28 protein-coding genes are annotated in these 26,102 nt (G+C 70.6%); 12 read left to right on the top strand and 16 right to left on the bottom strand.

The genetic code is table 11. The annotated features are described in order from the left end of the window. The first annotated feature begins 9 nt into the window (after positions 1 to 9). On the top strand, positions 10 to 1,584 hold the full coding sequence (locus tag NBY69_RS08300) for a DUF5691 domain-containing protein (RefSeq protein WP_250299468.1): 1,575 nt from the start codon (positions 10 to 12) through the stop codon (positions 1,582 to 1,584). A 17-nt stretch (positions 1,585 to 1,601) separates the two neighbouring features. Here the strand turns inward: NBY69_RS08300 and NBY69_RS08295 are convergent, their stop codons facing one another. Both NBY69_RS08295 and NBY69_RS08290 read right to left on the bottom strand, forming a co-directional pair. Further along, positions 1,602 to 1,925, bottom strand: coding sequence for a hypothetical protein (locus NBY69_RS08295; RefSeq protein WP_250299467.1), 324 nt, complete (start codon positions 1,923 to 1,925; stop codon positions 1,602 to 1,604). Continuing rightward, a complete protein-coding gene (locus NBY69_RS08290; RefSeq protein ID WP_250299577.1) occupies positions 1,922 to 2,335 on the bottom strand; it encodes a cobalamin B12-binding domain-containing protein in 414 nt (137 codons plus the stop codon). Before NBY69_RS08290 ends, NBY69_RS08295 begins: the two co-directional genes overlap by 4 nt. Positions 2,336 to 2,664: 329 nt before the next feature. On the opposite strand from NBY69_RS08290, the gene NBY69_RS08285 reads away from it, so the two are divergent. Continuing rightward, positions 2,665 to 3,540 carry a triacylglycerol lipase gene (locus tag NBY69_RS08285; RefSeq protein WP_250299576.1) on the top strand — a complete coding sequence of 292 codons (876 nt, stop codon included), beginning with the start codon at positions 2,665 to 2,667 and terminating at the stop codon, positions 3,538 to 3,540. Between the two features lie 216 nt (positions 3,541 to 3,756). After that, on the top strand, positions 3,757 to 5,403 hold the full coding sequence (locus NBY69_RS08280) for a M23 family metallopeptidase (RefSeq protein WP_250299466.1): 1,647 nt from the start codon (positions 3,757 to 3,759) through the stop codon (positions 5,401 to 5,403). Positions 5,404 to 5,457: 54 nt separating this feature from the next. On the opposite strand, the gene pcrA is transcribed toward NBY69_RS08280, so the two are convergent. After that, positions 5,458 to 7,965 carry a DNA helicase PcrA gene (gene pcrA / locus NBY69_RS08275; RefSeq protein WP_250299465.1) on the bottom strand — a complete coding sequence of 836 codons (2,508 nt, stop codon included), beginning with the start codon at positions 7,963 to 7,965 and terminating at the stop codon, positions 5,458 to 5,460. A 332-nt stretch (positions 7,966 to 8,297) separates the two neighbouring features. Between pcrA and NBY69_RS08270 the strand changes: the two genes are divergently transcribed. After that, positions 8,298 to 9,446 carry an NlpC/P60 family protein gene (locus NBY69_RS08270; RefSeq protein ID WP_250299464.1) on the top strand — a complete coding sequence of 383 codons (1,149 nt, stop codon included), beginning with the start codon at positions 8,298 to 8,300 and terminating at the stop codon, positions 9,444 to 9,446. 88 nt (positions 9,447 to 9,534) lie between these two features. On the opposite strand, the gene NBY69_RS08265 is transcribed toward NBY69_RS08270, so the two are convergent. Continuing rightward, complete coding sequence (locus tag NBY69_RS08265) at positions 9,535 to 9,888, bottom strand: hypothetical protein (RefSeq protein ID WP_250299463.1); 354 nt, start codon at positions 9,886 to 9,888, stop codon at positions 9,535 to 9,537. Between the two features lie 313 nt (positions 9,889 to 10,201). Here NBY69_RS08265 and NBY69_RS08260 point away from each other — a divergent pair, with 313 nt between their 5' ends. Continuing rightward, positions 10,202 to 11,269, top strand: a complete 1,068-nt coding sequence (locus NBY69_RS08260) for a C40 family peptidase (RefSeq protein WP_250299575.1) — start codon at positions 10,202 to 10,204, stop codon at positions 11,267 to 11,269. On the opposite strand, the gene NBY69_RS08255 is transcribed toward NBY69_RS08260, so the two are convergent. Continuing rightward, a complete protein-coding gene (locus NBY69_RS08255) occupies positions 11,233 to 12,417 on the bottom strand; it encodes an esterase family protein (protein ID WP_250299462.1) in 1,185 nt (394 codons plus the stop codon). The two genes, NBY69_RS08260 and NBY69_RS08255, sit on opposite strands and share 37 nt — an antisense overlap. Positions 12,418 to 12,866: 449 nt before the next feature. Here NBY69_RS08255 and NBY69_RS08250 point away from each other — a divergent pair, with 449 nt between their 5' ends. Together NBY69_RS08250 and NBY69_RS08245 are read left to right on the top strand one after the other, a co-directional pair. After that, complete coding sequence (locus tag NBY69_RS08250; protein WP_250299574.1) at positions 12,867 to 13,757, top strand: SPFH domain-containing protein; 891 nt, start codon at positions 12,867 to 12,869, stop codon at positions 13,755 to 13,757. Positions 13,758 to 13,807: 50 nt separating this feature from the next. Beyond that, a complete protein-coding gene (locus tag NBY69_RS08245) occupies positions 13,808 to 14,089 on the top strand; it encodes a hypothetical protein (protein ID WP_250299461.1) in 282 nt (93 codons plus the stop codon). A gap of 85 nt (positions 14,090 to 14,174) precedes the next feature. Here the strand turns inward: NBY69_RS08245 and NBY69_RS08240 are convergent, their stop codons facing one another. Then, a complete protein-coding gene (locus NBY69_RS08240) occupies positions 14,175 to 14,765 on the bottom strand; it encodes an HAAS signaling domain-containing protein (protein ID WP_250299460.1) in 591 nt (196 codons plus the stop codon). Beyond that, positions 14,762 to 15,154 (bottom strand): PadR family transcriptional regulator, encoded by a 393-nt coding sequence (locus NBY69_RS08235; protein WP_250299458.1) that lies wholly within the window; start codon positions 15,152 to 15,154, stop codon positions 14,762 to 14,764. The genes NBY69_RS08240 and NBY69_RS08235 overlap by 4 nt, the downstream gene beginning before the upstream one ends. A 219-nt stretch (positions 15,155 to 15,373) precedes the next feature. On the opposite strand from NBY69_RS08235, the gene NBY69_RS08230 reads away from it, so the two are divergent. After that, positions 15,374 to 15,838 carry a LysR substrate-binding domain-containing protein gene (locus NBY69_RS08230; protein ID WP_250299456.1) on the top strand — a complete coding sequence of 155 codons (465 nt, stop codon included), beginning with the start codon at positions 15,374 to 15,376 and terminating at the stop codon, positions 15,836 to 15,838. Positions 15,839 to 15,963: 125 nt separating this feature from the next. Here the strand turns inward: NBY69_RS08230 and NBY69_RS08225 are convergent, their stop codons facing one another. Continuing rightward, a complete protein-coding gene (locus tag NBY69_RS08225; RefSeq protein ID WP_250299454.1) occupies positions 15,964 to 16,659 on the bottom strand; it encodes a hypothetical protein in 696 nt (231 codons plus the stop codon). Positions 16,660 to 16,783: 124 nt separating this feature from the next. Between NBY69_RS08225 and NBY69_RS08220 the strand changes: the two genes are divergently transcribed. After that, positions 16,784 to 17,431, top strand: a complete 648-nt coding sequence (locus tag NBY69_RS08220) for a TetR/AcrR family transcriptional regulator (RefSeq protein ID WP_250299452.1) — start codon at positions 16,784 to 16,786, stop codon at positions 17,429 to 17,431. Here the strand turns inward: NBY69_RS08220 and NBY69_RS08215 are convergent. From NBY69_RS08215 to NBY69_RS08205, 3 genes are all read right to left on the bottom strand, one after another. Next, positions 17,389 to 18,288: a hypothetical protein gene (locus NBY69_RS08215; protein WP_250299450.1), complete on the bottom strand. Its 900-nt coding sequence runs from the start codon at positions 18,286 to 18,288 to the stop codon at positions 17,389 to 17,391. The genes NBY69_RS08220 and NBY69_RS08215 overlap by 43 nt on opposite strands. A gap of 232 nt (positions 18,289 to 18,520) precedes the next feature. Then, positions 18,521 to 18,751, bottom strand: a complete 231-nt coding sequence (locus NBY69_RS08210; protein WP_374211237.1) for a DUF397 domain-containing protein — start codon at positions 18,749 to 18,751, stop codon at positions 18,521 to 18,523. An 8-nt stretch (positions 18,752 to 18,759) separates the two neighbouring features. After that, entirely contained in the window at positions 18,760 to 19,554 is a 795-nt protein-coding gene (locus NBY69_RS08205; protein ID WP_284347896.1) for a helix-turn-helix transcriptional regulator, read from the bottom strand. 92 nt (positions 19,555 to 19,646) lie between these two features. Between NBY69_RS08205 and NBY69_RS08200 the strand changes: the two genes are divergently transcribed. Next, positions 19,647 to 20,102, top strand: coding sequence for an ATP-binding protein (locus tag NBY69_RS08200; protein WP_250299445.1), 456 nt, complete (start codon positions 19,647 to 19,649; stop codon positions 20,100 to 20,102). A 16-nt stretch (positions 20,103 to 20,118) separates the two neighbouring features. On the opposite strand, the gene NBY69_RS08195 is transcribed toward NBY69_RS08200, so the two are convergent. From NBY69_RS08195 to NBY69_RS08180, 4 genes are all read right to left on the bottom strand, one after another. Continuing rightward, positions 20,119 to 20,766, bottom strand: a complete 648-nt coding sequence (locus tag NBY69_RS08195) for an FMN-binding negative transcriptional regulator (protein WP_250299443.1) — start codon at positions 20,764 to 20,766, stop codon at positions 20,119 to 20,121. A gap of 47 nt (positions 20,767 to 20,813) precedes the next feature. Beyond that, positions 20,814 to 21,395, bottom strand: a complete 582-nt coding sequence (locus NBY69_RS08190) for an HD family hydrolase (protein ID WP_250299441.1) — start codon at positions 21,393 to 21,395, stop codon at positions 20,814 to 20,816. 424 nt (positions 21,396 to 21,819) lie between these two features. Then, positions 21,820 to 22,518 carry a response regulator transcription factor gene (locus tag NBY69_RS08185; RefSeq protein ID WP_250299440.1) on the bottom strand — a complete coding sequence of 233 codons (699 nt, stop codon included), beginning with the start codon at positions 22,516 to 22,518 and terminating at the stop codon, positions 21,820 to 21,822. After that, entirely contained in the window at positions 22,515 to 23,801 is a 1,287-nt protein-coding gene (locus NBY69_RS08180) for a PspC domain-containing protein (protein WP_250299438.1), read from the bottom strand. The genes NBY69_RS08185 and NBY69_RS08180 overlap by 4 nt, the downstream gene beginning before the upstream one ends. Before the next feature lie 130 nt (positions 23,802 to 23,931). On the opposite strand from NBY69_RS08180, the gene NBY69_RS08175 reads away from it, so the two are divergent. Beyond that, complete coding sequence (locus NBY69_RS08175; protein WP_250299435.1) at positions 23,932 to 25,260, top strand: PspC domain-containing protein; 1,329 nt, start codon at positions 23,932 to 23,934, stop codon at positions 25,258 to 25,260. Beyond that, the gene (locus tag NBY69_RS08170) at positions 25,250 to 25,594 is read left to right on the top strand and encodes a hypothetical protein (RefSeq protein WP_250299433.1); all 345 of its coding nucleotides are present in this window, start codon (positions 25,250 to 25,252) and stop codon (positions 25,592 to 25,594) included. Before NBY69_RS08175 ends, NBY69_RS08170 begins: the two co-directional genes overlap by 11 nt. Here NBY69_RS08170 and NBY69_RS08165 read toward each other — a convergent pair. After that, positions 25,504 to 26,007, bottom strand: coding sequence for a DoxX family membrane protein (locus NBY69_RS08165; RefSeq protein WP_250299432.1), 504 nt, complete (start codon positions 26,005 to 26,007; stop codon positions 25,504 to 25,506). The two genes, NBY69_RS08170 and NBY69_RS08165, sit on opposite strands and share 91 nt — an antisense overlap. Between the last annotated feature and the right edge of the window lie 95 nt (positions 26,008 to 26,102).

Genomic DNA, 26,102 nt, shown 5'->3' with positions numbered 1-26,102 from the left:
AGGGAACCGATGACCAGCACCGTCACCTGGGAAGAGCTCGTGGCGTCGGCTCTGCTCGGCACCGATCGGCGTCCGCCGCCGGCCGGTGCGCCCGCTCTTCTGGATGCGGCAGCGCTGCACACCGTACGGCGCCGGGCGGGCCTGCTTCCCGCACCGGCCGGTGCGCGGCCCGCCCCTTCCGCGCCCGATCCAAGACCCGAGCCGCCCCTGCCCGCCCGGCACAGGCTGGCCCAGCTGCTCGCCGACCGGTCGGGGCCCGCGGGTTCGGGAGGCAGGCGCGGCGCGGCGCCGGACCTCACCGAACTGCTGCCCCAGTGGCTGGCGGCAGCGGCGCGGCACGGCTACCGCGCTCCGGCCCCGCTCCTGGACGCGTTGCTCGACGCGGCCAGGGCGCGTACGGATCTGCGGCCACAGGCGCTGGCCTTCGCGGGGCCGCGCGGGCTGTGGCTCGCCGGGCTCAACCCGGAGTGGAGATTCGCACTGCGCGGCGCGCCGGGCGGTGCGGTGCTGCCCCGGCCCACGGACGCCCGGTCCGTTCAACACCTCTGGCAGGAAGGCCTGTTCGCCGAGCGGGTCGCACTGCTGTCCGCGGTACGGGCCGAGGCGCCAGGGGCCGGGCGGGAGCTGCTCGCCGCCACGTGGTCCACGGAGCGGGCCGAGGACCGGCTGATGTTTCTCGACTCCTTGCGCACCGGGCTCACGCCCACGGACGAGCCGTTCCTGGAGCAGGCGCTGGCCGACCGAAGCCGCAATGTCCGCGCCACCGCAGCCGAGTTGCTCTCCGCACTGCCCGGGTCCGCGCTGGCCGGGCGGATGGCGGAGCGCGCGGTGACCTGCGTCAGCCTGGACCTGGCCGAGAGCCTGACCCGGATAGCGGTCGAGGCACCGCACGAGTGCGATGCGGCGATGCGGCGCGACGGGGTGTCGTCGGTTCCCCCTGCGGGGCGGGGCGAACGGTCCTGGTGGCTGGGGCAGTTGGTGGAGGCGACTCCGCTCGCCGTCTGGACCACCAGGCTCGGGGGCCGTACCCCTCACGAGATCGTCACGCTGCCGGTGGCCGACGGCTGGAGCGAGGAACTGCATGCCGCGTGGTGCCGCGCCGCGGTGCGGCAGAAGGACGCCGAGTGGTCCCGCGCACTGCTCGCCGGGCCCGGAACCACATCACTGGCCGAGCGCGCGCGACTGCTGGCCACACTGCCGGACGAGGAACGGGCGCGCTGGGTGGCGGAGTTCGTTGCCGGGCACGGGCTGTCCGAGGCGTTCCAGTTGCTGGGGGTCTGCGAGACCCCCTGGGCCGGGCCGCTGGGCCGGGCAGTGGTCGACGCACTGGAAATCGCACGGGACGCGGGGAGCTACCCGTGGAGTTTCAGCGGGGTGATGGGTCTGGCAGAACGCTGCCTGGACCCTGCGGAAGCGTCCCGGCTGGTGGCGCTCACCGCGATACCGGACGAGACGGAGGGAGCGTCGCCGGGAGCAGCGGGGTACTGGTCGGAGGCGTTCCAGCGGCTGGTCTCGACGTTGCGGCTGAGGGCCGCGATGGAGACGGAGCTGGCGGGACACCCGAGCCCCCCGGGCACCGGATGAGGGATACCGGACGAGAGCTACCGGACCGGGGCTACCGAGTGAGGGCTACTGGGTGAGGAATGCCGAGTGACGATTGCCGGGCGAGGGGACGGCGAGGTCCAGCCCGGCGAGGTCCGGCCCGGCAGGGTCCAGCCCGGCAGGGTCCAGCCCGGCAGGGTCCAGCCCGGCAGGGTCCAGCCCGGCAGGGTCCAGCCCGGCAGGGTCCAGCCCGGCAGGGTCCAGCCCGGCAGGGTCCAGCCCGGCAGGGTCCAGCCCGGTGGGGTCCGCTCGGCGGGCCCCCGCCCGTACCCGCCCACGGCGGCCCGACCGGACACCCGCGCCCCGGACACCGGTCCGGTCACGCGCCCGCAGGCTGCCGTACGTTCGCGTGGACCCAGTCCACGATCGATGCCGTTGTCGCACCCGGGGTGAAGATCGCAGCCACGCCCAGCTGCTTCAGCGGCTCGATGTCCGCCTCCGGGATGATCCCGCCGCCGAAGACCTTGATGTCCTCCGCATCGCGCTCCTTCAGCAGTTCGAGCACCTTCGCGAAGAGCGTGTTGTGCGCCCCCGACAGGATGGAGAGCCCGATCGCGTCGGCGTCCTCCTGAATGGCGGTGGCCACGATCTGCTCGGGCGTCTGGTGGAGACCGGTGTAGATGACCTCCATACCGGCGTCCCGCAGCGCACGCGCGATCACCTTCGCCCCGCGATCGTGCCCGTCGAGACCCGGTTTGGCGACCACTACGCGGATCGGACCGACCACACCCATCACTGCCTCCATGCACGATGTGAACGAACGTTATCGACAGCATCCCGCAACCGGTCGTTTCGCGGTGGTCAGGGAGGGGGAAATCACACATGGGACACATTCACTACGCGTCACGCCCCGCGCCGGTCGGCTCTGCGCCGCACCGGCCTCACCGGGGGTCGGCGCACCGGGAGCCGCAGGCGAGAGGGCCGCACCACCCGTACCATCGGCTGCACGGTGGATGGCACGGTGACCGATATATCGGTTGTATCGGTCGAATCTCATCCGTGGCACCCATGAGTGCGTACGAGGACAAGGTCGCCCCCGTACGCCGTTCGGGAGGTCACCCCATGAAGGCCCTGCCCGTATTCCTCTCCCCGCAGTGGCTCGTGCGCCGCATCCAGCTCTCGTCCGTGCCACTCAGGGCCACCGCCCTCGATCTCGCGATCCTCGCCGGGCACCTGCTCCTCTACCCGTCCGGCATCATCGACGAGCACCCGGACGTCACCCCGCTCGACGGGCCGGACACACCGCTCGAAGGCCCCATCGGCACCCTCGCCGCCGGGCACTTCCCCGCGCCGGGCCAGGACCGTCCGCCCGTGGTCCTGCTCCACGGGTTCGTGGACAACCGCTCCGTCTTCGTCCTGCTGCGCCGCTCCCTGCTCCGGCACGGCTGGCGGCACCCCGAATCGCTCAACTACTCGCTGCTGACCTGCGACATCCGCGCCGCGGCCGAACTGCTGGGGCGCCACATCGAAGAGATATGCCTCCGGACCGGGCATCACGAGGTCGACATCGTCGGGCACAGCCTGGGCGGACTGATCGCCCGCTACTACGTACAGCGACTGGGCGGTGACACCCGGGTGCGCACCCTGGTCACTCTCGGTACACCGCACGCGGGCACCCAGGTCGCCCAGTTGGCGAGCGCCCACCCCCTCGGTCGGCAGATGCTCCCGCACTCCGACGTGATCGAGGAACTGCGCAGGCCGGCGGCCGGGTGTCGTACCCGGTTCGTCAGCTTCTGGAGCGACCTCGACCATCTGATGATCCCGATCGAGGCGGCCTGCATCGATCACCCCGACCTGCTCGTGACGAACGTCCGGGTCAGCGGCATAGGCCATCTCGCCCTCCCCGTCCACCCGGCCGTCGCGGCCCGCATCCGACAGGCGCTCGACTCGCCGGAGACCGCGCCAGGAACCTCGGAGAGCGTGATCTCCGTGGCCTGAACGGCGCCAATGCCCCCAAATCGTCGAACGCACACCGAACGCCGAGCCAAGGCTGTCCCCATAGACCGTCGAAAGGCGGCCGAATGCCCGTTTCTCACACGTCCGATACCTGCCGAAGATTGTGGCCGTCACGTACCGCCGGGTACAGTCGCGCCACTGCTTCCCCCGGGGTCACCCCCGACGCAGGGCCCTGCCGCCGAGGCGAGAGAGACGTTGGTGAACGACCAGCAACCCCACGCCGGGTATGTCGGATACGACCCGTACTCGACCGGCAGCCACCCCACCGGCAGCCACTCCACCGGCACCTTCGCCACCGCTGTCACCGATCCGCTCTTCGGTGATCTTCCGGGCGGGTCAGGTGGGCCAGTTGGGTACGGAGCGGAGCACAGCGGGCAGTACGACACCACCCAGTGGGACACCGGCGCGCACCAGACCGTCGGATACGCGTCGCCGTACGGCGGTCAGGACATCCAGGGCGGGGCCCCGTTCGGATCCACTCCGTTCGACGCCGCTCCGTACGAATCCGCAGGGTACGAATCCGCACTGCACGAATCCGCACGGCACGAATCCACCGGCCGGGCCTACGACTTCCCGGCTCAGGCTGCTGGTTACGGCACCGCTGGTCACAACGTCGGCGGTCACAACGTCGGCGGTCACAACGCCGACGGTTACGACACGACCGGTTACGACACGACCGGCCAGTGGGACGCCGACGCCTGGAACCGGACCGGGCAGTTCGCCACAACCGAAGCCACAACCGGAGCCACAGCCGAAGCCCCCGCAGAAGCCGCCACCTCGCAGTGGTCCGCGCAGAGTTACGGCACCGGCAGCTACGACACCGGGGCGTACGACACCACCGCCTGGAACTCCGTCGATGCGGAAGCCGTGGCCACAGCACCCGCACCCACTCCGGCATCCACACCCGCACCCGGCGAAGAGACAGCGGCCTTCGAGACGAGCGAGTTCGCGGCCGTCGACCTCACGGAGATCGTCGGCCTCACGGGCCGCACCAGCCACCGAGACAACGCGGTCAACCCAGAGCCGCAGCCGTCGGACGACGGACCGGAGCTCCCTGTCGCGCACCTCGACCCGCACCCCGTCGCGCGTCGCAACTCCGGTGGCCGAGGCCGACGTCGTACCCCCGCCAAGCGTTCCGCGCTCCTGACCGTGGCCGTCCCCTCGGTCTGCGTGATGGGCGTGGCCGGTGTCGCCGCCGCGACGGTCGGCGGAATCGGAGAGAGCGGCAAGGACGACGCCACCACGACGCAGGCCGCCGCCGACCCCTCGTCCGTCAAGCCGGTGGCCGCCAACAGCAAGCTGGACAGCCAGCTCGCCGACCTCAGCCATGAGGCCGACGACTTCGCCGATCGCGCCAGCCGCACGCAGGAGCGCATCGACCTGAAGCAGCGGCAGGTCGCCGCGAAGAAGAAGGCCGACGCGGAGGCCGCCCGCAAGGAGGCCGCCCGGCCCAAGTTCGTGCTTCCGGTGACGCAGAAGGGGCTCAGCGCCTACTTCGGCCAGGCCGGGGTCAACTGGATGTCCGTGCACACCGGCATCGACTTCCCCGTCTCGTACGGCACGCCCGTCATGGCCGCGACCGACGGCACGGTCCGTACGCAGTGGAACAGCGCCTACGGCAACATGGCCATGGTGACCGCGCCCGACGGAACCGAGACCTGGTACTGCCATCTCAGCAGCACCAAGATCCGCTCCGGTTCCGTCAAGGCGGGCGAAGTCATCGCGTACTCCGGGAACTCGGGCAACTCCACCGGGCCGCACATGCACTTCGAGGTGAGGCCGCACGGCGGCGCGGCGATCGACCCACTGCCGTGGCTGCGCAGCCACGGGCTCGACCCGACGTAACCGCCCCGGACGCAACCGCGCGGAACGCAGCCGCCCGGGGCGCGACCCCGTCCGTTACAGCTTCTCCACGGGCGCATACCGCAGCAGCAGCTTCTTCGGCCGCTCGTCGCCGAAGTCCACCGTCACCTGGGCATCCGCGCCCGAGCCGGTCACCTGCATCACCGTTCCCAGACCGAACTGGTCGTGGGTCACCCGGTCCCCCACGGTCAGCGTGATCACCGGCTTGTCGTTGGCCCGTCGCGTCGCGAACCCCGAAGCGCCGCCCGAACCCGAGCGGGAACGCGAGGAGGACAGCGACGACGTGATCCCCGACGTCGGACCCGCCGGAGCCGACGACGCGCCCGTGCGCTTCCACTCCAGGTGCTGTGCGGGGATCTCCTCCAGGAAGCGCGAAGCCGGGTTGTAGGAGGGCTGGCCCCACGCGCTGCGCAGCGTCGAACGTGTCAGATACAGCCGCTCCCGGGCGCGGGTGATCCCCACGTACGCCAGCCGCCGCTCCTCCTCCAGCTCCTTGACCTGCCCCAGCGCGCGCATGTGCGGGAAGACACCGTCCTCCATGCCCGTCAGGAACACCACGGGGAATTCGAGTCCCTTGGCGGTGTGCAGCGTCATCAGGGTGATGACGCCGGAGCCGTCGTCGTCCTCGTCCGGGATCTGGTCCGAGTCGGCGACCAGAGCGACCTTCTCCAGGAACTCGGCCAGCGTGCCCGCGCCCTCCTCGTCGCCGCGCTCCTGCTCGAACTCCAGCGCCACAGCGGCGAGTTCCTGAAGGTTCTCGATGCGCGTCTCGTCCTGCGGGTCGGTGGACGCCTGCAACTCGGCGAGATAGCCGGTCCGTTCGAAGACGGCCTCCAGGACCACGGCGGGTCCGGCGCCGGACTCCACGACGGTACGCAGCTCCTCCATCAGGACGTTGAAGCGCTTGACGGCGTTCGACGAGCGGGCGGCCATGCCGTACGCCTCGTCGACCCGGCGCAGGGCCTGCGGGAAGCTGATCCGCTCGCGCTGCGAGAGCGCGTCGATCATCGCTTCGGCGCGGTCACCGATCCCGCGCTTGGGCACGTTCAGGATCCGGCGCAGCGGGACGGTGTCCTCGGGGTTGGCCAGGACACGCAGGTAGGCCAGCACATCGCGGACCTCCTTGCGCTCGTAGAAGCGCACCCCGCCGACGACCTTGTACGGCAGCCCGACCCTGATGAAGATCTCTTCGAAGACACGGGACTGGGCGTTCGTACGGTAGAAGACCGCGACGTCGCCCGCCTTGGCGTCGCCCGCGTCCGTCAGCCGGTCGATCTCCTCGGCGACGAACTGGGCCTCGTCGTGCTCGGTGTCCGCGACGTAGCCGATGATCTTCGCGCCCTGGCCGGCCTCCGTCCAGAGGTTCTTGGCGCGGCGGTTCTCGTTGCGTTCGATCACCGCGTTGGCCGCGGACAGGATCGTCTGCGTGGAGCGGTAGTTCTGCTCCAGGAGGATCGTGGTCGCGTCCGGGTAGTCCTCCTCGAACTGGAGGATGTTACGGATCGTGGCCCCGCGGAACGCGTAGATGGACTGGTCCGCGTCACCGACCACGCAGAGCTCGGCCGGGGCCTTGCCCTCCCCTGCCGGGCCGACCAGCTCGCGCACCAGGGTGTACTGGGCGTGGTTGGTGTCCTGGTACTCGTCCACCAGGACGTGCCGGAAGCGCAGCCGGTAGTGCTCCGCGACGTCCGGGAACGCCTGGAGCAGGTGCACCGTCGTCATGATGATGTCGTCGAAGTCCAGGGCGTTGGCCTCGCGCAGCCGGGCCTGGTACAGCGTGTACGCCTCGGCGAGCGTCTTCTCGAAACCTCCCCCAGAGCCTGAAGGGCCTGGGAGGTGCTCCCCTGCCGCCTGCCCGGCGAAGGTCTCCTCGTCGATCAGCTCGTTCTTCAGGTTCGAGATCTTGGCGTTGAAGGACTTCGGCGGGAACTTCTTCGGGTCGAGCTCCAGGTCCCGGCAGACCAGTGCCATCAGCCGCTTGGAGTCCGCCGCGTCGTAGATCGAGAACGACGAGGTGAAGCCGAGCTTCTTGGACTCGCGGCGCAGGATCCGCACGCAGGCGCTGTGGAAGGTCATGACCCACATGGCCTGGGCGCGCGGGCCCACCAGTTCCTCGACGCGCTCCTTCATCTCGCCCGCGGCCTTGTTGGTGAAGGTGATCGCGAGGATCTGGCCGGGGTGCACCCCGCGTGAGCCGAGCAGGTGCCCGATCCGGTGGGTCAGCACCCGGGTCTTGCCGGAACCGGCGCCGGCCACGATGAGCAGCGGGGATCCCGCGTGCACGACCGCCGCGCGCTGCTCGGTGTTCAGCCCCTCCAGCAGGGCGGCGGGGTCCACGGCCGGGCGCGGGGCGCCGTCGCGGTAGTACGCGTCGCGCTCGGGCGGGGGCCCGTCGAACATTCCGCCGAAGAGGTCGTGCGGAACCTCTTCCGGGGCGTGCCCCGCACCGGAGGGGTCCTCGCCGACGGAGTCCTCGGCGGGCGGGGGCTCTTCCTCCGAGGGCTGGAGGTTCGCCAGGAAGCTGTCGTCAAAGAGGCTGCTCATCGTCTACCGAGTCTAGGCCGACCCGGTGACAGTCCGGGTCCGTACGTCCTGACGCCCGCCCCCGGGGCTCCCGGCGCCCGGCCCGGCACCGGCCCGGCACCGGATTCCGCGCCCGTACCCCGCTCGCCCTGTCCGGCCCGTCCGATGCCCGTCCGAACCGCGTCCGAACACCAGGTCACGAAAAAGTATCGGGCATATCGAACATCAGCCTTCCCACCCGTCACAGGAGTTGGCTATCTTGCTCGCTCAGGCCAGACCCCGCCCCCTGATCCGGCGTGACCCGAACGGAAGCCCCCCACCCGGTAGGCGGTCCACGGAAGGAAATGCCTGTCTTGGCATCGCACCGAAAACCGCGCCCCCACGTCCTCAGCACCGTCCCGGCCATCGGCGTCACCACCGCCGCCCTCGCCTCGGTCTCCCTGCTCGCCCAGAGCGCCGGCGCGGCCCCGGCGCCCGCCGCCGGGCCGAAGCCGAGCATCGAAGAGGTGCAGAAGAAGGTCGACGGTCTGTACCGCCAGGCCGGAACCGCCACCCAGCGGTACAACCAGGCCGAAGAGGCCACGGCCACCCAGCGCAAGACGGTCGACACCCTCCTCGACCAGGTCGCCCAGCGCGCCGCGAAGCTGAACGAGTCCCGCCGTACGCTGGGCAACTTCGCCGCCGCGCAGTACCGCGAGGGCACCCTCTCGTCCACGGCGACGCTGCTCCTCGCCGACAGCCCCCAGTCGTACTTCGACCAGGACCAGCTGATGAAGCGGCTCGGCGACCGCCAGCAGAAGGCCGTCACCGACTACCAGGCCGAGCAGCGGGCCGCCGCCAAGAAGCGCGCCGAGGCGGCGCGCAGCCTGGAGGGTCTGACCGAGACCCAGGCGGCGCTCAAGGAGAGCAAGCAGTCGGTGCAGTCGAAGCTCACCGAGGCGCGCAAGCTGCTCTCGAAGCTGACCACCGAGGAGAAGGCGCGGCTCGCGGCGCTGGAGAAGAAGAAGGAAGCCGAGGCCAAGCGCGAGGCGGACAAGCTGGCGCGCGAGCAGGCGGCAGCGGAGAAGGCCAAGGAGAACAAGGAGGCCAAGGGCTCGGGCACCGGCTCCGGCACGGGTTCCAGCACCGGCACCGGTACCGGCTCCAGCACGTCGTCCAAGGCCGCCGACGCCCTCGCCTTCGCCCGCGCGCAGATCGGCAAGCCGTACGTCTGGGGTGCGACAGGGCCCAAGTCCTACGACTGCTCAGGTCTCACCCAGGCCGCCTGGAAGGCCGCCGGCGTCGACCTTCCGCGTACCACCTGGGACCAGGTGAACGTCGGCACCAGGGTCGCCACGAAGGATCTGCGCCCCGGTGACCTGGTCTTCTTCTACGACGACATCAGCCACGTCGGGATGTACATCGGCAACGGCATGATGATCCACGCCCCGAAGCCGGGTGCGTACGTGCGCGAGGAGTCGATCTTCTACATGCCGATCTACGGCAGCGTGCGGCCCGGATAGGACGGCATCGTGCGACCCGGGCGGCACAAGGCCCGGGTCACACAGGCCCGGGCGGCACAGGCCGGGTCGCACAGCCGCGCGCGACCGCTCAGGTCCAGAGCACCGCGATGAAGATGTTGACGACGGTCAGACCGCCGACGGCCCCGAAGAGGGGCTTCTCGATCCGGTCGTCGTCACGCTTCACGTAGACGAGCCCCAGGATCACCACCAGGATCGCGAGCTTGATCCCGATCTTGACGGTGTTGATGGTGTTCCCCTGGGCCTGGTTCAGGCCGACCAGCGCCACGCCGGTGACCAGCATCGTCAGGGCACCGTGCAGCATCGAGGGCCCGAAGCGGGCCTCGCCCGTGCGCATCGCCTTCATCTGGGTCAGGAATCCGCCGAGCAGCGCGGCGATGCCGATGATGTGCAGCCCCACGAAAGCATTGATCAGTACGTCCATGGGATTCGACCTTAGCCACCCCCTTCCGGCCCTCCGACACCGCCCGGCACACTCCCGTACGGTCCGGGACCGCATCCCCGGCTTCGGTCGGAGAACTACGCGATGTCCGGTGACGTCGACAACCAAACGGTCCGACATGGTCACCATGCGGTCCACCTCTGGTCGGATATGACCACTTCCTCCGATGAGGTCTCGTTCCCGTAACTCCCGGTTTAGCGTCCTTGCACAGATGACCGACTCCCCACTGCCGTCCCGCAACCGGGCGGCCGTCGGTCGGCACGGCAAGGACGTACGGAAGGACGGGACCGCCCTCGTGGCCGCTCACCGAAAGCCCAAGCAACGCCCGCTCACCGGTCCCGCGGCCCGGACCGCCGTCACCGTGGCGCTGGCGGGAGCCGCGTCCGCCACCGCCTTCGAAGGCGTCGGGCAGGCGGCACCCCAGCTCTCCCCCGCGCAGGTCAAGGCCAAGGTCGACCAGCTGTACCAGGAGGCGGAGGTCGCCACCGACAAGTACAACGGGACGAAGGAGCAGACCAAGGCCTCGGAGAAGTCGCTCCGTACCCTGCGGGACGAGGCCGCCCGGTCCACCGCGCGGCTCAACACCGCCCGTTCCGCGCTCGGTTCGATGGCCGCCGCCCAGTACCGCAACGGCGCCGTCTCCCCGTCCGTGCAGGTCTTCCTCTCCTCCGACCCCGCGCAGTACCTGGACCGGGCCGCGTACGTGGAGCGTGCGGGCGACGTCCAGGCCACCGAGGTCAGCGGGGTGCAGCGGCAGCTCGGGAGGCTCGCGCAGCTGCGGTCCGAGGCGCACACGAAGCTCGGCGACCTCCGGCTCCAGCAGGCCGGTCTGAAGAAGCAGAAGGCCGCGGTGCAGAGCAGGATCCGCTCCGCGCAGGCGCTGCTCGCCCGGCTCTCCGCGCCCGAGCGCGCGCAGTACGAGTCCCGGGGCGGGTCGTCGGACGGATCGCCGGGCCCGCACGGCTCCGGCGCCGCCGACCGCTCGACGGTCCGCGATGCGGTCCTGGCGCCCAACTCACGCGCCGCGCAAGCGGTCGCCTTCGCCTACGGGGCACTGGGCAAGCCGTACGTCTGGGGCGCGACCGGCCCGTCGTCCTTCGACTGCTCGGGCCTGACGCAGGCCGCGTACCGCTCGGCGGGTGTCTCGCTCCCCCGCACCACGTACACCCAGATCAACTCGGGCCAGCGGGTGAGCCGTTCCGAGCTGTCCCCCGGTGACCTGGTCTTCTTCTACTCCGGGGTGAGCCACGTCGGCATCTACGTGGGCAACGGCCAGATGATCCACGCCCCGCACCCCGGCGCCCCGGTCAGGCTGGCGCCCATCGATCAGATGCCCTTCGTGGGGGCCGCCCGTCCCGTGTAGTGGCCCGTCGGACCGGCCGGCCCGGTCGGCCCCGGCGGCCCCGTCGGCCGGAACTCGGCGGTCAGCCAGGTGAAGACGTCCGGGACCTGCTTCCGCCAGACCGCCCTGCTGTGCCCGCCCGTCACCAGGACGACCTGCACGGTGGTCGGCGGCTTGGCGTGAGCCCGCAGCGCCAGCCCGTCGTCGTAGCCGTCGTGCCGTGCCCCGGTGATGAGCAGGGCGGTGTGCGGCGGCTTCTTGGCGTGGCTCAGGATCCACAGCGGATTGTTGTCGCGCCGCAGCGTCGGGTTCTTCGCGGTGATGGACGCGTGCTCGGCGGCGGGGTCGTTGTAGCCGGAGAGCCCGGCCGCCGCGCGGTACCGGTCAGGGTGCGCGAGCGCCAGTTTCACCGCACAGTGCGCCCCCGCCGAGTACCCGGCCACGGCCCACCCGTGGGCGCCGCGCTGGGCCCGGAAGCTGTCGGTCACCATCTCCGGTACGTCGACGCTCAGCCAGGTGTCGGCGTTGATCACGCCGGTCACATTGGCGCATCCGGTGTCCTGGTTGCCGAGGAGCGAGGTCCGCGGCGACACCAGGATGAACGGGGCGACCGTGCCCCGCTTCATCATCGGCTCCAACTGCGTCTGCACGTTGAGGTTCCCGAACCACGCCGTGGCCGTTCCCGGGAACCCGGCGAGCAGTTCCACGACCGGGAAGGACTTGTGCCGGTAGGCGGGGTCGTTGTACTGCGGCGGCAGCCATACGTACACCTCGCCGCGCACCCCGGACACCCGCCCGGTCATCACCGTACGGCGCACGCCGGGTCCCATCCGGGGGTCGCTCACCGGCTTGAACACGGCGCGCTGCTGCGGCTCGGCGGCCAACTGCCGCCCGCCGAGGCCGTCCGGGCCCAGTTCGGGCGCGGCGACGACGTGATCGCCGGTACCGAGCAGGTCGGCCCAGTTGTCGTAGAGGCCGTTGCTGTTGTTCACCGCGACGAAGACGACCAGGACCGCGGTCGCCTGCGCGAACAGCACCATCACCAGCCGCGCCGCACCGCGCAGGGCCACGGGTCCGGCGACCCGTCCCCACAGCAGCAGGGGCAGCAGTACCGCGACGACCATCAGTGCGATCGCGGCCAGGAAGAACGGGGTCCCCGTCAGGCTCATCACGCAGGGAAAGATGCCCTATTGCGCGTTGGGGTTACCTGTTTTGCGCCCTTTTTACATCGTAACGCGCGGTCAGGGACCGACACGGTCCGTATGCGTTCACTCTCCGCCCGACACTGCTCAAGTTCGCGCATGCTCACGACATATATGAGCGACTGCTCCGCGACCGCACCGGGCGGGCCCGTACCACTTGCCCGCCCCCGGGGCGCCTGCTAGAAATTAGATATCACTTTGATTTCTGCACGAGAGCATCCCACGGCATCAGCTTCACGGGAGCAGGATCAGGCGGCACCGGTCACGGCCGGAGCCCGAGGACGGAGAACCCCATGACCAGTACACCCGGCACGCCCGGTACACCCAGCGCGCCCGAGACTCCCGGCATACCCCCGAAGGCCCCGGCGGGACCCCACGCCACCACATCGGCCGGACTGGAGGCCGACACCCCGGCCATGCCCGCACCGCACGTCCAGGAGACCCAGGCCCACGGCATGGCGGGCGGGGCCGCCCTGTTGCTGACCGTGCTCGGCGTCGTCGTCGGGATCGGGCTGCTCATCGGCGGCGGCGTCAGTGGCGGCGGGCTCGGCGCCGCGCTGATCGTCATCGGCCTCGTCGTCCTGCTCGGCTCGCTGTTCTGCATGACCGGCGTGAAGATGGTCGCGCCCGGCGAGGCCCGTGTCATCCAGCTCTTCGGGCGGTACGTCGGCACGATCCGCCAGGACGGCCTGCGCTGGGTGAACCCGCTGACCAGCTCGCGGAAGATCTCCACCCGGGTCCGGAACAACGAGACCCCCGTGATGAAGGTCAACGACGCCTACGGCAACCCGATCGAGCTGGCGGCGGTCGTGGTGTGGAAGGTCGAGGACACCGCACAGGCACTGTTCGAGGTGGACGACTACCGCAAGTTCGTCGCCACCCAGACCGAGTCCGCCGTCCGGCACATCGCCATCGAGTACCCGTACGACTCGCACGACGAGGACGCGCTGTCCCTCCGTGGCAACGCCGACGAGATCACCGAGAAGCTGTCCCTGGAACTGACCGCGCGCGTACGGGCGGCGGGCGTGCGGATCATCGAGTCGCGGTTCAGCCACCTCGCGTACGCGCCGGAGATCGCCTCGGCGATGCTCCAGCGGCAGCAGGCCGGGGCCGTGGTGGCGGCCCGTCAGCAGATCGTGGAGGGCGCGGTCGGTATGGTCGAGCAGGCGCTCGTCAGGATCAGCGAGCAGGGCATCGTCGAGCTGGACGAGGAGCGGAAGGCCACCATGGTGAGCAACTTGATGGTGGTGCTGTGCGGCGACCGCGCTGTCCAGCCGGTCCTGAACACCGGCTCGCTCTACCAGTGAGCGCAGAAGGGCCAGTGAACGCGGAAGGCGCAGCGAACGAGGAGGGGCCAGTGAACGAGGAAGCCCCCGGCACCCCGGGCCCCTCCGGCGCTCCGCCGCCGAAACGCGCGGCCCGGACGCGCAAGCAGATCCTGCTGCGACTGGACCCGTCCGTGCACGACGCGCTGGCCCGCTGGGCCGCGGACGAACTGCGCAGCGCCAACGCCCAGATCGAGTTCCTGCTCCGCGGGGCGCTCGCCGACGCGGGACGCCTCCCGCGCGACGCGGGCGCCATCCCCCGGCGGGGCAGGCCCCCGGCCTCGGGCCGCGAATCCGGGCCCGGGTCGGCATAACGGCTCAGCGGCTCACCGGCTCAGCAGCTCAGCAGGCGATGCGCACTCCGCGCCGGGCCTGCGAGGTGGGCACCGAGGTGTGCACTCAGGAGCGCTTGGTGCGCCACAGCCACCCGCAGCCGACGAGTGTCAGGACGAACACGAAGGCGACGACCGTCCAGCGGAACGCCCCGCTCGGATGGCTGTCGTCAGGGGCGATGAAGACGGCGTACCAGACGACGTGAAGGACCACGGGGAGGATGACGGTCAGCGTGAGGCCGATCCACTTCTGGGCCGCCGTCCAGTGGCCGGCGCGGCACACCATCACGAGGGCAGCGATCATGAAGGCGACGCTGATCAAGGACAGGACATTGGCACTGGGCGCCGCGTAGGGCAGGACATCGCTGACCAGCAGGAGCGTGATCGGCAGCCACGCCGGGGAGCGGCGACGGCGGGGCTTGCGGGCGCGCGCGTCAGGGGTGTGGCCGAGCTCCTGGAGCGCCGTGGCGGCGATCGTGCGCGGGTCGCCCACCTCCTGGAGGATCTCGCGGATGCTGCCGGGCCGTTCGGCGAGCGCGACCTCTATGTGCTCACCCAGGTCGGCGACGAGCTCCTGGCGGGCTGCCGGGGGCAGCGCCCCGCTCTCGCGCTCGACGGCCGCGAGGTAGTCCCGGACGAGAGTGTCGTCGGTCTTCATGGTTGTGCCTTTCCAGAGTCGCGCCGATGCCCGGCGGTCGGCGTGAGGAGATGGTCGACGGCGTCACGGAATCCTGGCCAGATCCCGGCGAACTCGTCGAGCGCCGCGTGCCCGGCCTCGGTCAGTTCGTAGTAACGCCGCGGCGGTCCGGATGCGGACTCCTGCCAGGTGGTGACGACGAGTTCGTCCCGTCTCAGCCGTGACAGCAGTGGGTAGACCGTGCCCTGGCTGGTCGCCAGGGTCCCGGTGTCCTGCAACGCGCTCAGCAGTTCGACCCCGTACTTGGGCCCGTCACGCATCAGAGCCAGGACGCAGTACTCCAGAACCCCTTTGCGGAGTTGGCTCTCGACCTTCTCCGGCGCCTTGGGACTTGCCTTACCGCGTTCCATGCATAGCAATGTACCAGGCGATGCGTCCTACACCACAACCAGGACAGCCGCACGGTTCGCGCGGCCGGAAGAGGTACGACAGCACCCGTACGGCCCACACCGCGCCCACCCTGCCGCGGCTGCCTGACCGCGTACGGCCGGGGTCAGGGCGTCACGGGGGCACGGGGGCACGGGGGCACGGGGGCACGGGGGCACGGGGGCAGGCGTACCGCCAGCGCGATGAGCACGAGCACGGCGAAGGCCAGCAGGCAGGCGCCCGCCACAGCCCCCATCGTCCCGACCGGACATCCGCTGGCCGGAACGGCGCAGGTGACGCCGGGCAGGCTGGCCGAGGAGGACATGGTCGACATGCCGCCCGGCTCCGGCATCCGCCGGCACAACGACGCGGCCTTCACGGCGGCGGGCGTCACCCGCACCGTCGCCTTCGAGGCCGACACCATGGCGCTGCTGGAACAGCTCGTGGCGCGCGACCTCGGCATCGGCCTGGTGCCCGCCGCCACCGCAGCGACCATGCCCGGGGTGAGCGCGGTGGCGACGACGGGTGTGCCTCCGCGAACGGTGCGCGCGGTCTGGACCGCGTCCGGCGCCTCACCCGCCGCCCGCGCATTCCTCCAACTCCTGCGCGAACGGACCCCGAAAGCCCCGGCGGAGGACGGCCTCGGGGCACAGCGGTCCAGCAGTTGACGCCGAGCCGGTGGTCATGGAATTGAGGCCGGCCGTATGGTCCTGCGAGCCGGATGCGGCGCGCTCGGACGGGCGGTCCGCGCGGCGTGTCGACGCCGGGGCGGCCCTGGCGTCGACACGGGATCTCAGGCGCGGGCGGCAGCGGCGGCAGTGATCCAGTTCCTGAACTCGACGGCGTAGTGCCGCAGGTGGTGGTCCAGGACCTCGTCCGGGCACGTGACGGGGAAGTAGACCGTCAGGTTCGCGGTGAAGCCGTCGGCGGTGTCACCGAACTGGATCAGCGCCCGCCCGACGACGGTGCCGTCGGCCAGGAAGAGGTTCGAGGACATCTTGCGCGGAAACTCGGACTCCGGAAGGAGTTCGTCCGCGTCCGCGGCCCAGGCCAGAGCTTCCGTTCCCCAGCCGCCCATGTAGAAGTCGGCGACGTGGGGGCCGATGTTCTCCACCACGCGCGCTCCGATGGAGTCGGTGCCCATCACGTAGTGCTCGGGGTGCGCCGCGAGGAGTGCGCTCTCGTCACCCGCGAACGCCTTGTCCATCCAGGCAAGGAAGGCACCCGAGGTGAGGCCCTTCGTCGTGAGCACGGTGGTGCCTGCCTTGAAGCTGCCGTCGGAGGTGCGAGCGCTCTCGCGCAGGAAGGCGTTGCCCTCCTCGATGTCCGCGGCCAGAAGGTCGAGGAGCCCCTGGCGGCCCAGCAGCGTCCGGAAGCGCTCCAGGGCGCGGCGGGCGTAGAAGAGCTCGAAGTCGTCGATGCTCCCGGCGCCGGTGGGGCCGGCCTCAAGCGTCACGGTGACGGGCGGGAGAGTCTGGTTGTCGGTCATCGTCGAACCTCCTAAAATGTGAATGCGAATTCACGTTCGCATCGCGAGCGTACGCCGAGGAGGCCGAGGAGTACATCAATTGTCAAAAGGACCTGGTGAGAGCGCCGCCGCTACCATGCGGGACATGACCGAGGAGCCGGAGCGTCCAGCGGCCTACCGGGAGCCCCGGCAGGCCCGCAGTGCCGCGACCCTGGCCCGCGTACTGCGGGCAGCCGAGGAGATCGCCTCCACCGACGGCCTGGAGGAGATGACGATCGCCGGCGTCGCGGAACGCGCCGGGGTCTCCGTCGGCACGATCTACCGCCGCTTCGAAGACAAAGAGCAGCTGATCAGCGCCCTGTCCGACCGGATGCTGGAGCGCCGGGAGGAGTACGTGGCCGAGCAACTGCGTACGGCCGAGCCCTCACTCCCCGGCGTCATGGACGCTTACGCACACGCCTTGCTGCAGTCCTTCGCCGACAGCAGCAGCCTCTTCCCCGAGTTGCTGCGCACGCGGGCGACCAGGTCACTGGATCGCGGCGCCCGCACCATCACCGAACTCCACCGCCTCCTGCTCGAAGCAGCAGCCCCCTACACCGACCAGATCTGCCGCTCCCAGCCGCAGCAGGCACTGGACACCGTGGCCCGCGCCGTCCTGGGCGCCTGCTTCCACAACTCCGTACGCCCCGACCCCGCCGAAGAAGCGGCCATGCGCCGGTACGCGGACGAGCTCAGCAACATGGCAATCGCCTACCTGTTCACTCCCGACCGGCGCCGCAGCGCCGACACCTGAGCCGAACGCACTCCCGCACGGCTCTCGCCTCCCGCAGTACGCGCGGACCGCAGCCCGCCCGCCTCGCGCAGGGTCGCCACCCGGCGGTGCACCTCCTCCGGGGGCAGGCTGCGGCACTCGGCGCAGATGCCGCCGGGCAGCGCGTCGGGGGCTCCCGGGCGGCCACAGTTCGTGCACTCCATGACCCACCCGGACCTCGCACCAGGGGCGGTCGGCATCCGCTCCGGCGGCATCTTGTCGGTGAGCCGCTGCCGTACGAACGCCCCGGCCGCATGGACCTCCGACGGCAGCCCCGCCGTCAACGCCCTTACGAACCGGCCGCGATCACCGTCCCGCGCCAGCCACACCCCGGCCTGCTCCTCCAGCGCGCCACACTCGCCCGCCGAGAGCACCAGCCGTACGTCGGCCCGCCCCAGGGACGCCAGCGCCTCGTACGCCCCGGACCGCGCGGGCACCACGTCCGGCTGCGGCACATCACCGTCCAGGAACCGCGCCCACCAGGAGTCCTCCCGCGCGGTCCGCGAGAAGGCCGTCCGCTGCACCCACTGGGTCCGGCCCTCCCCCACGGACCTGCGGATACGGCGCAGATGACCGGCTGCGGAAAGCGCGTTGAGAGCGGCGGCGACGGCCTGCTGCCCGTACTGCGGCTGGGCCTTGGCCAGGGTCTTCACGTCCATCGCGGCGCCTTCGGGCAACCGGTCGATGTACGCGGCGAGGTACGCCTCACGGGGCGGCAGATGCGCGAAATCGCCCTTACGGCGCGGGGCTTGGTCCGGTGCGGAACGCTTGCCGTACCCCGGCTTGGCCTGGGGGTGTGCGGACGCGGACGGGGCAGCATTAAAATTGGCAACAGCCATGAGATCGCTTTCTTGGTTCTCGATCTTGTTGGTCAGGCCCCGGTCGGTGCGCTAACACCTGCCGGGGCTGTTTGTTGCCGCAAACGCTAGAGGGTGACGACTGCCCGTGGCAAGCCGATCACCGAAAGTCAAGAGGCGCGGGTGTGCGGGGTGTTGGGAGGGTGGGTGGGTTGAACCCGACCACCCATTCCTTACAGAAGAAGCTCGGGTCCCGAGCCCCGAATCCCGACGCTCAGTTCCGGGCGGCGTACGCGAGGAAGGCGGCCCATGAGGGGGCGGGGAGGGCGAGTTGGGGACTGTCGACCAGCTTCGAGTCCCGGACGTGGACGATCGCGGGGCAGGTGGCGACCTCTACGCACGCGCTGCCTTCGGTGTCGCTGTAGCTGGACTTGCGCCAGGAAAGGGCGACTTCCACGCACGCGCCACCCTGGTCATTGCTATAGCTCGACTTGAACCAGGCCATCACGTTGCTCACAGCTCCTCCGCCAACTTCTTTATGTACCGGACAGAGTCCTCAACGCTAAGAGCCTGCATGCGGATCATTCCATGGCGCTGCGTGAGGGCACTGACCTTGTCTGGCGCCGAGTAGAGGACCCCGGTCTCCTGCCCCTCGACGTAGGCGAACCGCTCGTGCTCCTTGGTCTCCAGCAGGACCAACGGGCCACCCAGCCCCGGGTACGCGGCCAGTTCGGCAGGAAGCACCTGAACCGATACGTTGCGCAACTTCCCGAGCTCCAACAGGTGATGCAGTTGCTGCTTCATCAGCTCCCGACCGCCCACCTTGGCGCGCAGCGCAGCTTCGTAGATAACGAAGTTGAACAGCACCGTCGGCTTGCCCGCCAGCATCTGCTGCCGCTCCAGTCGTGCGGCCACCCGTTCGTCGACCGTCTCCTCGTCGAGTGGAGGGCAACTGTTCCCGATCAGCTCACGAACGTACGCCTCCGTCTGCAACAGGCCGGGAATGAGTGCAACCTCGTACCAATAGACGACAGTCGCGCGCTCTTCGGCTTCCGCGTAGGCCTGCGAATACTCCGCGAACTTCTCCGGCCGCAGGAACTGCTGCGCCGCACACAGAAGCCCGCCCGCTTCACACAGATGGTCCGCCGCCTCCAGCAGCCTCAGCGTCGGCTTACGCCTGCCGACCTCCATCGACCGTACGTAGTCATAGCTGTACCCGGCCTCCGCACCGAGCTGATCCCGCGTCACCCCCGCGCGCGTACGCCACAACTTGATCTGATTACCGCAGTACCGCCACGCCTCCGACACTCGCACGCCTCCCAGGGGCACCACGTGTACAACTACCCTGCGTACACATGCCGTCACTCCCCACGCTATTCCCTTCTCGGCACGCTATGAGCATGAACAGCGGAATGCCCAAGGACATCGAATGGCGGCTCCCCCGCCGCCCCCGCAGCGTGGGCCGGGCCCGTGTGCTGCTCAGCGAGCAGATGCGGGCCTGGAAGGTGCCGGACGAGGTGGCCGACACGTCCGTCCTTCTGCTCAGCGAGCTGATGACGAACGCGGTGCGGCACGCGTACGTACCCCCGGGCCGGGAGGTGTGGGCGCGCTGCATCCTGCGGGAGGACGACACGCTGCGTATCGAAGTGACGGACGCGTGCAACGCGCTGCCGGAGCTCCGGCACCCCGCCGAGGACGACGAGACGGGACGCGGTCTCGAGCTGGTGTCGGCGCTCGCCGCCGCGTGGGGCTCGGAGCCGCGCCCTTACGGCATCGGGAAGACGGTGTGGTTCGAACTGGACCCGGTTTCGGGCGAGATCCTGCCGGGACAGCCCGACGCGATCCGGGCTCGTTGACGGGCAGTTGGCGGGGTCAGGGTTTCCAGGGACCGAGGCGGTCCAGGCGGCGGCGCTGCTGACGGGCGGCGGGGACGTCGAGTCCCGCGCCGCGCGCGGTGAGGTGGTCGGCGACGGCGGCCCGGTACTCGACGGGTTTGTGGTCGTCGTACTTGAACTTGGCCCGCACCTCGGTGACTTCCAGACTCAGGCCACGGATGCCGGACAGCATCCGTCCGTACGGCGGCTGGTCGACGGCGACGGGGGCGTGGTCGCCCTCGGGCTGGAAGTGGGCGAGCTGGCGGCGCAGCAGTTCGGCCTTGGCCTCCGGGTCGTCGACGACCGTGGCGCGGCAGGTGAACTGGACGGCCGCGTAATAGCTGGTGGGAACGCCGTCCTGGGGCGGGATGTCGGCCTTGGCGCGCCAGGGGCCGGGGATGAACGCGTAGTCGCCGATGACACCGAGGACGACGTTCGGATCGTGCTCGATCGCCTTCCAGACGGGGTTGGGTCGTGCGAGGTGCACCAGGAGGTGGCGCCCGTCGCAGATGAAGTGGGTGGGGACGACGACCGGCGGGTGGCCGGGCAGGCCGTTGACGGCCAGCTGCCCGAAGTCGTGCCCCTCGGCCAGCCAGGTCCGCCACTCGGCTTCGTCCAGACCGGCGTCCCAGGGCTGTACGAACATTGCGGGTCTCCTTGCGTGATCGGCGGTGCGGTGAGCTTCGGGGCCGTTCAGCGCTTCTGTTCTCCGAGCGCCTCCCGCAGCCAGTCCAGCGAGCCCTGACCGAGCAGTTCGTCGGCGAGACGGCACGCGGTGTCCGTGACCAGCCGAGGTCGGCTGTTGTCGATCCACCGCTGAGCGTTCTCGTACCCCTGTGCCTTGTACTCGATGCCCTGGAGCAGGCATTCCAGCTTGTCCGCGTCCCGGGCGCAGACCGCTTCCGGCGACTCCTTGGCCTCGTACTCCGCGACCAGATCACGCACCGTGGACGCGAGGACCTCCGGCATACCGGCTACCTGGTCGGCGGTCACTTCCCTGGGGTCCGCACCCGACGCGTACTTCTTGCCCAGGTAGTTGACGTCTCCGGTACGGGACTCCTGCGAGTCGTGCCACACCGCGAGGAACGCCGCCCGCGCCGGGTCCGCGCCCTCCAGCTTCGCGATGATCGAGGCGATCAGCGAGGTACGCCACGAGTGGTCGGCGACGCTCTCCGGATCACGCACTCCGGCCATCCACCAGCCAGTGCGCCGCGCCTGCTTGAGCGTGCCCGCTTCGAAGAGGAAGTGCGCCACCGAGGACAGGTCGTCAGTCACCGTCGGTCTCCTTCTACGCTCTGCGGGATCCTCGGCGCCACCTTGCCGTACAGGGCCCCCGGCCTCGGCCGATTCCGGGCACTGTCAGCCGCGGGGAGGCCCCCCGTCCCCCGAACGAGTGGCCCCACCCCGTCCGCGAGGCGCGCGATCCGCCGACGCACCAGGCTGACCCGGATCCCTGAGGAGTGAGCCATGGTGCTGAAGCCGCCGAACTGCCCCCACTGCCCCCGGCGCCCCCCGCTGTGGAAGGACACCAGCCTCACCGCGCCGACGGCTGCGGACAACTGGCGCTGGCACTGCGCGGGTTGCCGGAGGGAGTGGGAACCCACCCGGGAGCACCGGGAGAGATACGGGGACGGGGTGCCGGACGAGCCCGGGTTCCGGCCGGGTCGCCCGGCCGTCGACCCGGGCGGCCGGCCATCCGTCAGACCAGCCGTCGCGCCGTAGCCCAGCGGGTCAGTTCATGGCGGTTGGAGAGCTGGAGTTTCCTGAGCACCGCCGAGACGTGCGACTCGACCGTCTTCACCGAGATGAAGAGCTGCTTCGCGATCTCCTTGTACGCGTAGCCGCGCGCGATCAGCCGCAGGACCTCGCGCTCGCGCTGGGTCAGCCGGTCCATGTCCTCGTCGACCGGCGGGGCGTCCGTCGAGGCGAAGGCGTCGAGGACGAAGCCCGCGAGGCGCGGGGAGAAGACCGCGTCGCCGTCCTGGACGCGGAAGACCGAGTCGACCAGGTCGGAGCCGGTGATCGTCTTGGTGACGTAGCCGCGGGCGCCGCCCCGGATCACACCGATGACGTCCTCCGCCGCGTCCGAGACGGACAGGGCGAGGAAGCGGACCGGGTGCTCCGGGTCGGACATCAACGCGGCCGAGCGGCGCAGGACTTCGACGCCGCCGCCGCCCGGGAGGTGGACGTCGAGGAGGACCACCTCGGGGCGGGTGGCCTTGATGACCGTGACCGCCTGGTCGACGTCGGCGGCCTCGCCGACGACCTCGACGCCCGTCGTCTCCGTCTGGCCGATCTCGGCCTGGACTCCGGTACGGAACATCCGGTGGTCGTCGACGAGCACGACCCGGACCCTGCGGCTCTCTGCGGTTGCTCCGGTCTCGGTGGGCTCGGTCATGCTCGCTCCATCTCCAGTTCCACTACGGTGCCGCCGTCGGGAGCGGAACGCAGGCTTGCCGTGCCGCCGTTGCGCTGCATACGGCCGATGATCGATTCTCGTACGCCCATGCGGTCGTCCGGTACCGCGTCCAGGTCGAAGCCGGGGCCCCGGTCCCGTACGGACACGAAGACCGTACGGCCCTCGACCTCCGCGTAGACCTGTACCGCCCCGCCCTCGCCACCGTACTTGGCGGCGTTCACCATGGCTTCCCGCGCGGCCTGCATCTGTGCGGACAGCTTCTCGTCGAGCGGGCAGTCGCCGACGACCACGACCTCCAGCGGGACCCCGTGCTTGTCCTCGACCTCGGCGGCGGACTGTTTGACGGCTTCCGCGAGGGTCTCGGGTTCGTCGTCCTTGTCCTTGCCGGTGCCCTCGGGCTTGTACAGCCAGGCGCGCAGCTCACGTTCCTGGGCGCGGGCCAGCCGCCGGACCTCGCCCGGGTCCTCCGCGTTGCGCTGGATCAGGGTCAGGGTGTGCAGGACGGAGTCGTGGACGTGGGCGGCGACCTCCGCGCGCTCCTGGGCGCGGATGCGCATCAGGCGTTCCTGGGAGAGGTCCTGCGTCATCCGTACGAGCCAGGGGCCCGCGAGGAGAGCGATACCGGCGAGCACGGCGAGGGTCGCGGTGAGGACGTTGCCGAGCTGGGCCGAGGAGCCGCGGATCACGATGAACGCGGCCAGACCGGCGCCCACCAGTGCGACCCCGGCCAGGGCGCGGCCCAGCGGGAGCAGCCGGCTGCGGCGGCCGACCTCCGTCCAGTGGGCGCGCCGCGAATTGTCCGCCTGGCGCCAGACCAGGACGACACCGGCGCCGATCAGCAGGACGGGCCAGATGTACGGGCTCGCGTCGCCGCCGATGTCCACGTTCCCGATGAAGATCGCCACGCCGATGATCAGCGCGACCAGGGCGACGATCTGGCCGCCGTCCGGTTTGCGCAGCAACTTCCGGCGGCCGTCCGGGGACTCCTCGAAGAGGGAACGGTTCGCTTCGACGCCGCCCGCGCCGAGCGGTACGACGAACCAGAACGCGACGTACAGCAGCGCCCCGAGGCCCTCCAGGGTGAAGAGCACGATGAAGGCGGCACGTACCCAGGAGACGGGCACCCCGAGATGACCGGCGAGCCCGCGCGCGACGCCGCCCAGCATGCGCCCTTCGGCGCTGCGGTACAGCTTGCGCAGCGGTGGTTCGTCCGGCGCTTCGGAGGCGGCGGCGCCTGCGGGGCGGGGCGGGGCGACTGGCATGGTTCGATCGTCACATGTACGGGCTGGTGCGGGCATCAGGGAAAACCCCCTGGTTCCCGCGCGCGAAATCAGGGATCGGCCAGGGTCGCCGCGGCCCCCACCGGCACGGGACGACCGTCACCATGGACGTATGACAACGCCGCCGCCGCAGGACGAGCCGCGACCGCAACTGCGGCGCCACCGGAAGAACAAGGTGGTCGCCGGGGTGTGCGGCGGGCTGGGCAGGCATTTCGACCTCGACCCGGTGGTCTTCCGGGTCGTGCTCGGTGTGCTGGCGGTGACCGGCGGTGTCGGGCTGATCTTCTACGGGTTCGCCTGGCTGGTGATCCAGCAGGACGGCGAGGACGAGAACGAGGCGCGCAGGCTGCTGACCGGCCGGGTCGAGGGCGCTTCGATGGCGGCGGTGCTCCTGGCGCTGGCCGGGTGCGGGTTCTTCCTGTCGATGCTGCACTACGTGTCGGTGCTGGTCTTCGCCGCGCTGCTGTCGCTGGCCACCGCGGGCTGCGCGGTCTGGTCGGAGCGGCGCCGGATGGCGCCGCCCGAGACGGCCTCGCCGGTGCCGGGGGCCACCAGGGCGCCGGGGGCTTCGGGTACGGCCGGGCAGAAGGTGCCGGACGCGCCGCCGGAGACGAAGGCGCCGCCGACGCCGGGCAGTCCGTCCTGGTGGCGGGACCCGATCGTCAAGGACGGCACGACGGGACCGGTCGGTTCGGGCTACCTCTGGGGGCCCTCGGACTCCGCCGCGGAGCCGCCGCCGTCCCGCCAGTCCCCCTGGACCGCCGCTCCGGCGGCGGCGAGCCGCGGGCCGCGCGGCATCGGCGGCCGGGTCTTCCTGCTCGCGCTGGTCGCGGCCGGTCTCGGCACCGGTCTCGCGTGGCACGGCCACCCGGTCGGCACGAGCCTCCAGATCGGGCTGTCCTGTGCGCTCGCGGTCTTCGGGCTGGGCATGCTGCTCAGCGCGTTCGTCGGCCGGACCGGCGGCGGCACGCTCGTCATGGTGGTGCTCACCACCGGGCTGCTGGCCGGGGCGACCGCGCTGCCGAAGGATGTCTCCCCGCACTGGGTGCGCACGGATTGGCGGCCCACCTCGCCGGCGGACGTCCGGCCCCGCTACCAGGTCGGCTCGGGCGTCGGCACGCTGAACCTCGGCGGCCTCGATGTGCCGCCGGGTCAGTCCGTGAGTACCCGGGTGGTGGTGGGCGCCGGGCGGGCGACGGTCGTCGTACCGAAAAATGTGACAGTGCGGTTGAAGGTCACGGTCGGCCTCGGGGACGTCCAACTGCCCGGCGAAGGGCCGAACGACATCGACATCTCGCCGGGCCAGGACAGAACGGTGACGCTCCCCGCCGTACCGGTGGTCGGCAAGGCGGTCAACGATGCGATCGGCGGCGCACCGCGCACCGTGAACCTGTATGTGGAAGTCGGCGTCGGACAGGCGGAGGTGACCCGTGCGAAGTGAACAATCGGGACGGGAGTCCCCGCAGACGCCCCCGCCGACGCCCCCGTACGCACCGCCGTACACGTACCGGCGCGAGTTCCGGCACGAGTTCCGGCCGGGCAAGCTCGTCGCGGGGCTGGCGCTGCTGGGCATCGCCACCGTGTACCTCGGTGACGCGGGCGGCCTCTGGGAGACACCGTCCGGCGCCGCGCTGCCGATGCTCGGCATCGGCTTGGCGCTGGCGGGGATCGTCAACTGGCTCGCCTACGGGGTACGGCGGCGGTCCGCCAGGAAGGCGTCGGCGGAGAGCAGCGGCGACCCGGCGAGCAGGAGCGGCAGCCAGGCCATGAGGTAGACGAGGTCGTTCCCGTAGTAGTACGGCGTGGACCGCCAGCTCACGGTCAGCCAGAGACTGAGCGAGATCAGGGCCCCGCCGAGCGCGGCGACCCGGCCGAAGAGGCCCAGCAGGGTGCCCAGGCCGACGGCCAGTTCACCGAGGGCGATCGCGTATCCGAAGCAGGACGGGCCGTTCAGGGCGAGGTCCACCAGGCCGGGCACGGCCGCCGAGTCGCGCACGGAGTGCATCAGCTCGCCGATCGAGCCGGCGCCCGACGCGTGGAGGAAGGCGGAGTCGGTGAGCTTGTCGATTCCGGCGTAGCAGAACGTGACGCCGAGGAAGACGCGGAGCGGAAGCAGCGAGTGGCGGCGCGCGGTCTCCTTCCAGCGACCGCCACGGCGTCCCCGTGCGGCGCCGAACCCACTGGGCATACCCGTCCGATATCCCTGAACCATGATCTGGTCCTCCCTCTCCGGTTGCCCCGTGGTGCGCCTCCGCTGTGGCGTGGCACAGGCACGATTTTCCT

Origin of the sequence: Streptomyces sp. A 4/2 (assembly GCF_940670765.1) — a bacterium.
Lineage (GTDB): Bacteria > Actinomycetota > Actinomycetes > Streptomycetales > Streptomycetaceae > Streptomyces.
The sequence above is the reverse complement of the archived record's forward strand: the minus strand, read 5'-3'. Positions and strand labels throughout refer to the sequence as shown.